The sequence below is a fragment of the Streptomyces sp. NPDC048331 genome (genome assembly GCF_043201215.1).
GTDB lineage: Bacteria > Actinomycetota > Actinomycetes > Streptomycetales > Streptomycetaceae > Streptomyces.
In genome coordinates this window covers 1-10,393 of sequence record NZ_JBICYT010000085.1, presented here as the reverse complement: position 1 = coordinate 10,393, position 10,393 = coordinate 1, and the positions used below count along the sequence as shown (strand labels likewise).

Genomic DNA, 10,393 nt, shown 5'->3' with positions numbered 1-10,393 from the left:
CTGGTGCACTCGGCCCACGTTCCCTTCACTCTTGGTCAGCGTTACCGGCGACCGTGGCACGGTGTCGATCAAGCATCCCAAATCTATCGCCTCAGGTTCGGCCTTGGGTCCGACCTGAGGGAACCTCTAAGTGGCGTCGCCGATGTTGTCGTAGAAGGTGACCAGACAGAAGGGACGAGGCATAGTTGGCCAAGCTTGCCACCTGCGGCCTGGTCGTCGTGGTCGCTCGGCCACTAGGACTTCATCGGCGTCCGGGGGAAGCCGCGCGGGCGTGTGAACTCGTCAGTCATTGCCTTCGGGGGCTCTGAGGCTCTGCTCACCCACGAGGCCAGCCAGGCAGGGGAATGTAAGGGGCCGCTCCTGATGCCGGATCATGTGTCGGCGACGGCTGAAAAGTGGACCAGTTTGGCCGGGTGAAAAGTGACCCGCTGGTGTCGGTTCAGTCGTTGTCGTTGGCGGTGGGGACGCGTCCGAGTTCGCGTCCTTTCATGCGGTAGGAGTCTCCCTTGAGGGAGTGGACCTCGGCGTGGTGGACGAGGCGGTCGATCATGGCGGCGGCGACGGTCTCGTCGCCGAAGACCTCTCCCCAGCGCCCGAACGGCTTGTTGCTGGTGACGATCACGGACGCCCGTTCGTATCTGTTCGAGACAAGCTGGAAGAACAGGTTCGCGGCCTCGGCCTCGAAGGGGATGTATCCCACCTCGTCCACCACGATCAGCGGGTAGCGGCCGAACCGGGTGAGCTCGTCGGCCAGGCGGCCGGTGTGGTGGGCTGCCGCGAGGCGGTCGACCCACTCGGCGGCGGTGGCGAACGCGACGCGGTGGCCGGCCTGGCAGGCCCGGACCGCCAGTCCGGTGGCCAGGTGGGTCTTGCCGGTGCCCGGCGGGCCGAGGAAGACGACGTTCTCCTTGCCCGCGATGAAGTCCAGAGTGCCCAGATGCGCCAGCTGCTGGCGCGTCAGGCCACGCAGGTGGGTGACGTCGAGCTCTTCGAGGGTCTTGACCGCGCGGGGAAACGCGCCGCCCGTACTCTCGCTTCGCCGCCGTGGGACTCACGGGCGGATACCTCGCGCTGAAGGCACGCGACGAGGTACTCCGTGTGGGTCCAGGACTCCTTGCGGGCCCGTTCCTCCAGCCGGCCCGACTCGTCCGGCTCGCCTCGCTCCTGGCGGAGGCCGACGTCACCGTCATCTCGACCGCGGGCGTCATCTCGATCCCCGACCTCGCCTACGGCCCCGGCGACACCGCCGGCATCCGGGTGCGCACCACCAGCAACCCGCCGCACGCCCTGTACGTCATCGCCGCCGGCCGCATCCCCCCGCACGCCGGCGCCGGCAGCGCCTTCGCCCACCTCCGCCCGCTCATCGAGGCGGCCGCCCGCCCCTGCGACGGATGCGGTGCCGAGGCCTACGAGCCGTGCAACCCGTTCTGCCTGCCCGACCCCTCGAACGACTGACACCCCCGCCGGCGGGGCGCCGTGAGCGCCCCGCCCCGTGACGAAGGAGAAGAACGTGATCCGCGCCGGACGCCTGCAGCACGTCCAGACCATGTCCGACCTGGCCGACGCCCTCGGCAAGAAGCTCACCACGATCCGAAACCAGAAGCCCTACGTCGCGGAAGGCCACCCGGCGCCGATCAGCTCGCCCGACGCCCGCAACCAGCTCTGGGACTCGGAGCAGACCAAGGCCTTCTACGCCGGCGAGCCCATCCCCGAGCTGCCCCAGGTCGACGCCGACGAGGACCTCCTCGACCGCCACGAGGCCGCCCAGGTGCTCGGCATCGAGCCCGTCACCTGGAACACGTACAAGAAGGACCCGGCCCTGGCCGCCGGCATGGTCCTCGTGCCCGCCGGCCCCAAGGGCACCGAGCACTGGCCCCGCCGCCTGGTCCTCGCGTACAAGGACAGTAGGCCGGGCCGCGGCGCCGGCGGCGGCCGCCGCGAGGGCAGCGGCGACATGATCCCCCGCGACCAGATCCTGCCGCGGATCGCCGAGCTCCTGGACGCCGATCCCGCCGTCACCGTCGAGACCGTCTCCGACACCCTCGGCATCACCAAGTTCCCCACCGCGCAGTCCGGCCTGGCCACCCTGCGCGGCCGGCGCATCGCCGACCTCGTCGAGCAGCAGCCCGGCCTCGACCTGAAGGACGCCGCTCTCCAGCTGGGCTACCCCGCCATCACCCACCGCGCCGCCGTCACGTTCGCCGAGCGCGAGCTCCGCGCCCGCGGCGCCCAGCCCTACCTGCAGCACACCGCCGACGTCCTGGCCGCCGCCGGCATCGCCCAGCAGGCGCAGGTCGAGATGCGCCAGCTCGACGGAGGCGCCGTGGCCGCCGCCGTGCTGCTCGACACCGACCAGCCGGCTGCCGCCGCGGTTTGGGACTCCCGCTACGGATGGCGCACCTCGACCAGCCGCCGGCACCCCATCGGCAAGGACACCGACACCGCGCCCGAGGGCGAGGGGATCCGCTACCTGGGCAGCGGGCTGCGGCCCGAGCCCGAGGAGCTCCTTGCCGCACTGCGCGACGGCCGCCAGGGCACCAAGCGACCCAAGGCCGCCGCAGACGAACACATCGGCAGCGAGAACTGAGGGAGAGACATGGCACACGAAGAAGAACCCGAGCCCCTCTACTGTTCTGCAACTCGTGCGGTGACGAGGTCGAGGAGACCGACGAATGCTGCCCCGACGGCGAAGTTGAACCGGCCTACGACGACTGAGACTCACTGGACTTGAAATCTTCCGGATAGCCGATTCGTGGCGTGCTCAATCACTGGCGTGTGCGGCCTCTGCTTCGGCGTGCGCGGGCTCGCCGAGGTCGGCCAGGAGTCTGTCGATGCGTTCGACCTCGCGGTCCCAGCCGCGTTCGGCAGCGTCGTGGGCGAGGGTCTGCTCGACTTCGCGTCGGGCTCGCAGCCGCGGCGCGTACTCGGGTGTCGTGACGAACTTCGCGCAGGTCAGGTAGAGGTCGCACTCGCAGGGGCCTTCGGCGGGAAGGCGAAGGCAGCGGCAGGCACGGGGATCGCGACGCACTGTCCAGGAGCGGGCACTCGTGGTGATCTACCTTGGGTGGTCTTTTCAGCGTCGACTGGCGTATGCCTCACGGATAGGCTGGCCGCGTGGTCCGGCTGCCTTTGGCGGCCGGGCGGAGGGCCGGAGCGGCCCTCCGTGCCGAAGGAGGTGGCTATGCGATTGGCACGCCTCCTTCTCGGTGCCGCTGTGGCCATGGCAGTGTCCCTCGCGGGGTGCACAGCGACCGACGAGCCGGCCCGTTTGTCGGGGGAGATCACGGTGGCCACCGGCAATCAGGGCGGTGTCTACGCGGAGTACGGTGCCGGTTACGCCGACGTGATCGGGCGCGTGCCCGGTGCGTCGGGGCGCGTCCTGCACACCGGCGGCAGCGTCGACAATCTGCGTCTGGTGGAGGGGGGCGAGGCGCAGGCGGCGTTTTCGCTTGCCGATTCGGCTTCTGACGCGGTCGCTGGGCGGCCGCCGTTCTCGGGCCGGGCGCCCTTGGTGGCGCTGGCCGCTCTTTATGACAATTATGTGCAGCTCGTGGTTCGTGCGGACAGCCCTGTCCGGAGTGTGAAGGAGCTGCGGGGGATGCGGGTCTCCGTGGGTTCTGAGGGTTCGGGGACCACGTTGATCGCGGAACGCATTTTGAAGATCGCTGGGCTGTCTCCGGATGGGGATGTGACCGCGCAGCGGTTGGATGTGCGTGAGTCGACGCGTGCGCTGGCCGAGAAGCGTATCGATGCGTTCTTCTGGAGCGGGGGGCTGCCCACTGCGGCGATCACCGACCTGCGTAAGTCGACCGAGATCCGTCTCGTGGATCTCGGGGAGGTGGTTGCGGCGCTGACGCGTTCGTATGGTGAGTTGTATACGCAGACCACGGTGCCTGCTGTTGTCTATGGCGTGCAGAGCGCGGTGACTACGGTGAGTGTGCCGAATTTCCTGGTGGTGCGGCGGGATATGCCGGAGGCGCAGGCGTACTGGTTGACGCGGTTGTTGTTCGAGGGGCAGCCGCGGTTGATACGTGCGCATCCCGAGGCTCGGCGTCTGGACCGGCGTACGGCGATCGCCACGCATCCGCTGGATCTGCACCCAGGGGCTGCCCGCTGGTACGGGGAGTCGCATCCCTGATCTTGTTGTCAGGGTGCGGTGGGTGGTGCGGGGGCGGCGGCCGGTAGTCGAATGGTTGCCGTGAGTCCGTGGGGTTCGGCCTCGGTCAGGCGTAGTTCGCCGCCGCCCGCTTCGACGAGGGTGCGTGTGAGGGCGAGGCCGAGGCCGGTGCCCCGGACGTTTTGGTGTCGTGAGCTGCGCCAGAACCGATCACCCGCGCGGGCCAGTTCTTCGGTGGTCAGGCCGCGGCCGCTGTCGCGTACGGTCACCTCTACCGTGTCGTCCTGGTCTGGGTCGGTGGGTTTTGGGCCTGGTGTGGTCGTGTCGTCGTGGGCGTGCGGGGCGTGGGTGCGGGTGACCGTTACGTGTACGGGTGTGCCGTCGCCGAATTTGAGGGCGTTGTCGAGCAGGGTGTCGAGGGCGTGGTCGAGGCAGTCGGGGAGGGACAGGGCGGTCATCCCTTCGGGGATCCGCGTTGTGAGGGGTATTTTTTCGGCGCCGTAGGCGGCTTGCCAGGCGTCGACGCGGTGGGCGACCACGGCGGTGACGTCGACGGGTGTGCGTTCGGCTTCGGAGGCCTCGGCTCTGGCCATCTGGAGCAGGCCGTCGAGGATCTCGCCGAATCGGCCGGTCTCTTCCACGGCGAAGTTCAGTTCGCGCAGGCCGTGGGGGTCGGTGACGAATTCTTCGAGGTTCTCCACTCGCAGTCGGAGCGCGGTGAGCGGGTTGCGGAGCTGGTGGGAGGCTTGCGCGACGAATGCTCGTTGCTGTTCTTGGGAGGCGTGCATGCTGTCTGCCATCATGTTGAAGCTGTAGGCGAGGCGGCGCAGTTCCGGTGCTCCTGCTCGTTCTGAGACCCGTGTTTTCAGCTGTCCTGAGGCGACTTCGTGTGTGGCTCGGTCGAGGTCGTGGACCGGGCGTAGTACCCAGCGCACTACTGGTGCGGCTATTGCGATGAGCATGGCGGCGAGCGCGGCCAGGCTCGCGAGTCCGAGGAAGGTGAGGTGGTTGGTGATCGCGGATCGGACTCGGTCGGTGGGCGAGACGATGAGAACGGCTCCGAGGACTCGGCCGTCACGTTTGATGGGCTCGGCCAGGACGAAGGGGCGGTTGTCCCATGGCCACACGACGCTGGGGCGCTGTGCGGGGCGGTCGGCGAGGGCCGTGAGAAGGGCTGAGCGTATGTGTGGTTCGTTGAGGTCGAGGAGGGGCGGGGCCAGGACGGTGTCGTTGTCGGCGTCGATGACTGCGATCTGGGCGTCGTAGAGGTCTGTGTAGCGTTCGGCAGCGGCTTCGAGTCGTCCGGTGCGTCCTGTTTCCAGGGCGGTGGCGGCCATGTCGGCGAACCAGGCGCCGTCTTCGACGCGTGCGATGAAAGAGGTTTGGATGGTGCGTTCGGCGGTGGCTCGGACCAGGGGCAGGCTGAGCGCGGTGATCAGGCCCGCTACCAGGGCGAAGACGATGATGAGGAGACGGCGGCGCATGTGGGGTTCTCATCCGTCGACCGGTGTGGCCGGGTCCGGGGTGGTGTCGTCGGCGGCGACGAGTCGGTATCCGAAGCCGCGCACGGTTCGTACGATGATTCCTGCTTGGCCGAGTTTTCCGCGCAGGGTGGCGACGTGGACGTCGAGGGTGCGGGACATGCCGTCGTAGGTGGATTGCCAGACCTCGACGATGATGTGTTCGCGGGGGACGGCGGCGCCGCCGGCGCGGACGAGTACGGCGAGGATGTCGAATTCCTTGCGGGTCAGGGGTACGGGGCGTCCGTTGAGGGTGACGGTGCGCTGTCCCAGGCGGATGGTGAGGTCGCCGAGGGTGAGCGGTCGGGTGTCGTGGATGCGTTGGTTTACGCTGCGGCGGAGGACGGCTTCGATGCGGGCCAGCAGCTCGGCGGTTCCGAAGGGTTTCACTACGTAGTCGTCGGCGCCGCTGCGTAGGCCTCGGACGCGGTCGGGTTCGGCTCCGCGGGCGGTTACGGCGATCACCGGGACTCCGTCGCGGGCCCGTAGTTCGCGGCATACTTCGATGCCGTCGCGGTCGGGCAGGCCCAGGTCGAGGAGAACCAGGTCGACCGAGGGTGCGGCGAGTGCGTCGTGGGCGTTGCCGGCGCGTTGTACGTCGTAGCCGTTGCGGCGTAGTGCGCCCGCCAGGGCGTCTGCGACGCGGTCGTCGTCTTCTACAAGCAGTATGCGCACGCCGTCTCCCGGGTTCTTATGCGCCGGGCCCGTGCCCTGGAGGGGTACGTATGTCAGGGCTGTGGGGATGGTACGAGCGTATGAGCGCCCGCCGCGAGCGAACCCTAAACCCAGGTTAAGGCCGTGGGCTTTCTCTGTTAACTGCTTGTCACGGCTGCCACCGTCGGAGGCGAAGGAAAGTACCGACCCCGGGATGGCCGAGATGAGCATGGCAGAGTCGTCTTCCGAGCCGAGGCAGCGGACGGCCGAGGAACTGGTGGCCGAGTTCGATCAGGAGCGGCCGGCCAGAAAGCTCTCGCCGCGGGTGTCGCGGCCGGTGTCCGCGGTGTGCGCCGCGATGTCGGTCTACGTGTTCTACGTGATCTTTTTCCCGGTGGCCAAGGGTGGTCAGTACTATCTGACGATCTTCCTCGCCGCGACGCTGCCCCTGATCTTCCTGACCCACCGTGGGACTGTGAGGGTGCCGGCGGTGCTGCTCCCCTGGCGCCGGGACCGGGAAGGCTCTGCTGCGGCTGCGCGCCGCGATGACCCCGGGTGGTTCGACTGGCTGCTCGCCGCGTCGGCGCTCGCCGTGTGTCTCTACCCGCTGTGGGAGTTCGACGCGTTCATCGAGCGGCGCCAGCTGCCTACCTCGCTCGACGTGGTGGTCGGCATCGTGCTCATCCTGCTCGTTCTGGAGGCCTGTCGGCGCACCACGGGCTGGATTCTGCCGGCGTTCTGTGCGGTGTTCCTGCTCTACGCGTACTACGGCGGGCTGCTGCCTTATGACTGGTCGCTGGCGCACGGCGGTTTCGACGTCGGCGCGATCGCGGCGCACTTCTTCATGGGGACCGACGGTGTGTACGGTGTGCCGCTCAATGTGGCCGGCACCTACATCGTCTTGTTCACCATCTTTGGTGCGGTTCTTGAGGCTTCCGGCGCCGGCAAGTTCTTCATCGACCTGTCGTTCGCTGCGTTCCGCGGCTCGCGCAGTGCACCTGGCCGTACTGTGACAGCGGCCGGTTTCCTTCTCGGCACCGTCTCTGGTTCCGGGACGGCGACCGCTGTCAGCCTGGGCTCGGTGGCCTGGCCGGTCCTGCGCCGGGCCGGCTACAGCAAGGAGCAGGGCGGTGGAGTGCTCGCCGCCGCGGGGATCGGCGCGATCCTGTCCCCGCCCACCCTGGGCGCGGCGGCGTTCATCATCGCCGATTATCTGCGGGAGAGTTACCTCACCGTCCTGTTGTACGCGCTGGTGCCGACGCTCCTGTATTACCTGGGCATTCTTCTGGCGGTGGAGATCGACTCCCGTAAGCACCAGACGCAGCCTGTGGTCGGTGAGGAGAGCACATCGGCGCTGAGGTTGCTGGGCCGGTTCGGCTACCACTTCCTGTCACTTTTCATGATCGTCGGTTTCATGGCGGTGGGTCTGCCCCCGTTCAAGGCGGTGGCCTACGCGACGGTCCTGCAGTTCCTGCTCTCCTTCCTCGACGCCCGGCACAGGATGACGCCGCGCCGGCTGTACGCGGCGCTCGTGGAGGGCAACAGGTCGGTGCTCCCGGTGGTCGCGACGTGTGCGGCCGCGGGCATCATCGTCGCGGTCGTCACTCAGACGGGGCTCGGCCTGAATCTGGCCTCGGTCATCGTCGACGCGGCCGGGGTGTTCGGTGACAACGCGACGGTGCAACTGGTCGTGACGGTTCTCTTTGCGGCGCTGTCCGTGTCCATTCTGGGGCTTGCGGTTCCCGTCACGGCCTCGTTCATCATCGCTGCCGTCATCATCGCGCCGGCGCTGCTCTCGCTGGGGGTCGCCACTCACGAGGCGTACATGTTCATCTTCTACTACGCGGTGCTGTCCGAGGTGAGCCCGCCCACCGCGCTGGCGGCGGCGGCCGCCGCCGCCATCACCGGCGGCAACCCGATGCGGACCATGGTGGCGACGTGGAAGTACTCCCTGCCGGCGTTCCTGGTGCCGTTCGCGTTCGTGCTCACCGACAACGGTGCCCAACTGCTCGGCACGGGCAGCATCTCGGGCATCGTGTGGAGCACCGCCGTGTCCGCTCTCGCGGTCGCGGCGCTGGCCGCGGCCACAGGCGGCCGGATCATCGGCCCCGCAGGACCTGTGGAGCGGACGCTGTGTGCGGTCGCCGCGCTGTGTCTTCTCTACCTCGAACCCGCCGCGATCACCGTTGGTCTCGCGGCGCTCATCTGCGCCGTCGGATTTCATCTGCTGCGCCGAACGCAGCAGCAAACCCCCGTACTCGCCACCGCTGATGAGATCCGCACGGCGGCCACCGTCTCGGAAGGACGACTCCCCTCATGAAGCACCGTATGCGCGCCTCACGCCTTGCAGTCGCCGCTCTCGTGACGGCTCTGGCCGCCACTGCCTGCGTCGGCGGGAAGCAGACCGACAATAAATCCGCTAGCGGCGGGAAGGGCGGACGGCTCACCATCGCGACCGGCCCCACCACGGGCGTCTACTACCAGATCGGTGGCGGCCTCGCGAAGCTGATCTCCGACGACCTTGACGGCTACCGGGCCACCGCCACCACCACCGGCGCGTCCGTGCAGAACATCCAGGGCCTCGGCGCCGGCACCTACGACATCGCCTTCTCCCTGGCCGACACCGCCGGCGACGCCGTCAGCGGCAAGGAGTCCTTCTCCTCCCCGCAGCACGTCGAGGCCCTGACCCGGCTCTACCCGAACTACACCCAGGTCCTGGTTCGGGACGACTCAGGCATCAAGACCCTGAAGGACATGAAGGGCAAGCGCGTGTCCACCGGGGCACCAGGGTCCGGCACCGAGGTCATCGCCAACCGGCTGCTGAAGGCCGCCGGACTGAACCCCGCCGGAGACGTCTCTGCCGAGCGCCTCGGCCTTCCCGAATCCGTGGACGCCATGAAGGACGGCACCATCGACGCGCTGTTCTGGTCCGGCGGACTTCCCAGCGGCGGCATCACCGACCTCACCACCAGCCTCAAAAGCGACGTCCGCTTCTTGGACATCACCCCACAACTGCCCACGCTGAACGAGCAGTACGGCAGCGTCTACCAGAAGGCCTCCATCCCGGCGACCGTCTACAACCAGCCCGGCGATGTACCCACGATCGCCGTACCCAACGTGCTGCTCGTCAAGAAGGGCTTCGACCCGGACCTCGCCGAGAAGATCGTCAAACTGATGTACGGGAAGAAGGGGGATCTGGAGAAGGTGAACGCGGCCGCGAAGGAGATCCAGCTCAGCCAGGCCGAAGCCGTCTCTCCCATCCCGCTCAACGCCGGCGCACAGAAGGCACTGAAGGCCCTGGCACAGAAGCACTGAGTACGTCCCCAACCAGACCGAAGAGACAAACTGCCGGAAGACTCGTCCAGTCCCGCGCGAGCGGCGCGGTCCGCCGCCCGCTCCCCCACTGGCCGGGCACCGGCCGGCCGATCGCGCCAAGGCACGCCGGCCAAGTGATCCATCTCCCCCGCGGGAGGCGAACAGCCATGTCACAGCTCCCCCCTCTCCACAGCCAGCTGACACTCGCCGAACTCCCCAACAGCGTGAGTTGGGCACGACGACACGTAGTCGACGTTCTGCAGCAATGGGCAGTACCAGCCAGCACTACAGAAACAGCCCGCCTCATCGTCTCCGAGCTCGCCACCAACGCAACCAGCCACACCACCCCGGAGCCAGACACGACCTGGTTCTCCTCACGACCCGGCAGGCCCCGCACCTTCGCGGTGTCCCTGACCCTGACGGACAGAAAGCTGGAGATATCCGTAGGAGACCACGACCCGACTCCTCCCACCCTGAGAGAAGCCGAGACGGAAGCAACCAGCGGACGCGGCCTCTCCATCGTGGCCATGCTCAGCAGCAACTGGGGATACCGCCTGGCCCCCCACGGCGCCGGCAAAGCGGTATGGGCGATCCTCCACCTCCCATGAACACACCGAAACCAGAAAGCGACCGCACACCCCGCCTGTACCGGGCCAGACCGCGTCGGCCTGGACCACGTCCCGCGCCACGTCCGTCGCCGGGCCCCACACCCACCAGACCACCTGCCCTGCTGCTGCATCACGGCCTTGAGGCTGCCCGCCGCGTAGCCGAGCAGAGGCTCGGCCTC

10 protein-coding genes are annotated in these 10,393 nt (G+C 68.2%); 6 read left to right on the top strand and 4 right to left on the bottom strand.

Going from position 1 to position 10,393, the window contains the following annotated elements:
- Positions 1–439: 439 nt before the first annotated feature.
- Positions 440–961 carry an IS21-like element helper ATPase IstB gene (gene istB, locus ACGFYY_RS41975; protein WP_393717851.1) on the bottom strand — a complete coding sequence of 174 codons (522 nt, stop codon included), beginning with the start codon at positions 959–961 and terminating at the stop codon, positions 440–442.
- 137 nt (positions 962–1,098) lie between these two features.
- Here istB and ACGFYY_RS41970 point away from each other — a divergent pair, with 137 nt between their 5' ends.
- Together ACGFYY_RS41970 and ACGFYY_RS41965 are read left to right on the top strand one after the other, a co-directional pair.
- The gene (locus ACGFYY_RS41970) at positions 1,099–1,455 is read left to right on the top strand and encodes a hypothetical protein (protein WP_393717849.1); all 357 of its coding nucleotides are present in this window, start codon (positions 1,099–1,101) and stop codon (positions 1,453–1,455) included.
- Between the two features lie 55 nt (positions 1,456–1,510).
- Positions 1,511–2,587: a hypothetical protein gene (locus ACGFYY_RS41965; RefSeq protein WP_393717847.1), complete on the top strand. Its 1,077-nt coding sequence runs from the start codon at positions 1,511–1,513 to the stop codon at positions 2,585–2,587.
- A gap of 174 nt (positions 2,588–2,761) precedes the next feature.
- On the opposite strand, the gene ACGFYY_RS41960 is transcribed toward ACGFYY_RS41965, so the two are convergent.
- The gene (locus ACGFYY_RS41960) at positions 2,762–3,028 is read right to left on the bottom strand and encodes a hypothetical protein (protein ID WP_393717846.1); all 267 of its coding nucleotides are present in this window, start codon (positions 3,026–3,028) and stop codon (positions 2,762–2,764) included.
- Between the two features lie 153 nt (positions 3,029–3,181).
- On the opposite strand from ACGFYY_RS41960, the gene ACGFYY_RS41955 reads away from it, so the two are divergent.
- On the top strand, positions 3,182–4,138 hold the full coding sequence (locus ACGFYY_RS41955; RefSeq protein WP_393717844.1) for a TAXI family TRAP transporter solute-binding subunit: 957 nt from the start codon (positions 3,182–3,184) through the stop codon (positions 4,136–4,138).
- Between the two features lie 8 nt (positions 4,139–4,146).
- On the opposite strand, the gene ACGFYY_RS41950 is transcribed toward ACGFYY_RS41955, so the two are convergent.
- Together ACGFYY_RS41950 and ACGFYY_RS41945 are read right to left on the bottom strand one after the other, a co-directional pair.
- Positions 4,147–5,601 carry an ATP-binding protein gene (locus tag ACGFYY_RS41950; RefSeq protein WP_393717842.1) on the bottom strand — a complete coding sequence of 485 codons (1,455 nt, stop codon included), beginning with the start codon at positions 5,599–5,601 and terminating at the stop codon, positions 4,147–4,149.
- 9 nt (positions 5,602–5,610) lie between these two features.
- The gene (locus ACGFYY_RS41945; protein ID WP_393717840.1) at positions 5,611–6,312 is read right to left on the bottom strand and encodes a response regulator transcription factor; all 702 of its coding nucleotides are present in this window, start codon (positions 6,310–6,312) and stop codon (positions 5,611–5,613) included.
- Positions 6,313–6,505: 193 nt separating this feature from the next.
- On the opposite strand from ACGFYY_RS41945, the gene ACGFYY_RS41940 reads away from it, so the two are divergent.
- The 3 genes from ACGFYY_RS41940 (at position 6,506) to ACGFYY_RS41930 (ending at position 10,214) form a co-directional block, all read left to right on the top strand.
- Positions 6,506–8,611: a TRAP transporter permease gene (locus tag ACGFYY_RS41940; RefSeq protein ID WP_393717838.1), complete on the top strand. Its 2,106-nt coding sequence runs from the start codon at positions 6,506–6,508 to the stop codon at positions 8,609–8,611.
- Positions 8,608–9,606 carry a TAXI family TRAP transporter solute-binding subunit gene (locus ACGFYY_RS41935; RefSeq protein ID WP_393717836.1) on the top strand — a complete coding sequence of 333 codons (999 nt, stop codon included), beginning with the start codon at positions 8,608–8,610 and terminating at the stop codon, positions 9,604–9,606. The genes ACGFYY_RS41940 and ACGFYY_RS41935 overlap by 4 nt, the downstream gene beginning before the upstream one ends.
- 167 nt (positions 9,607–9,773) lie before the next feature.
- Positions 9,774–10,214, top strand: coding sequence for an ATP-binding protein (locus ACGFYY_RS41930; RefSeq protein WP_393717834.1), 441 nt, complete (start codon positions 9,774–9,776; stop codon positions 10,212–10,214).
- Positions 10,215–10,393 lie beyond the last annotated feature (179 nt).

Bases quoted from the DNA above. Each gene is read 5' to 3' on its own strand.
- ACGFYY_RS41940 (WP_393717838.1), top strand. From the start codon at position 6,506: ATGGCCGAGATGAGCATGGCAGAGTCGTCTTCCGAGCCGAGGCAGCGG.
- ACGFYY_RS41955 (WP_393717844.1), top strand. From the start codon at position 3,182: ATGCGATTGGCACGCCTCCTTCTCGGTGCCGCTGTGGCCATGGCAGTG.
- ACGFYY_RS41930 (WP_393717834.1), top strand. From the start codon at position 9,774: ATGTCACAGCTCCCCCCTCTCCACAGCCAGCTGACACTCGCCGAACTC.
- ACGFYY_RS41950 (WP_393717842.1), bottom strand. From the start codon at position 5,601: ATGCGCCGCCGTCTCCTCATCATCGTCTTCGCCCTGGTAGCGGGCCTG.
- ACGFYY_RS41935 (WP_393717836.1), top strand. From the start codon at position 8,608: ATGAAGCACCGTATGCGCGCCTCACGCCTTGCAGTCGCCGCTCTCGTG.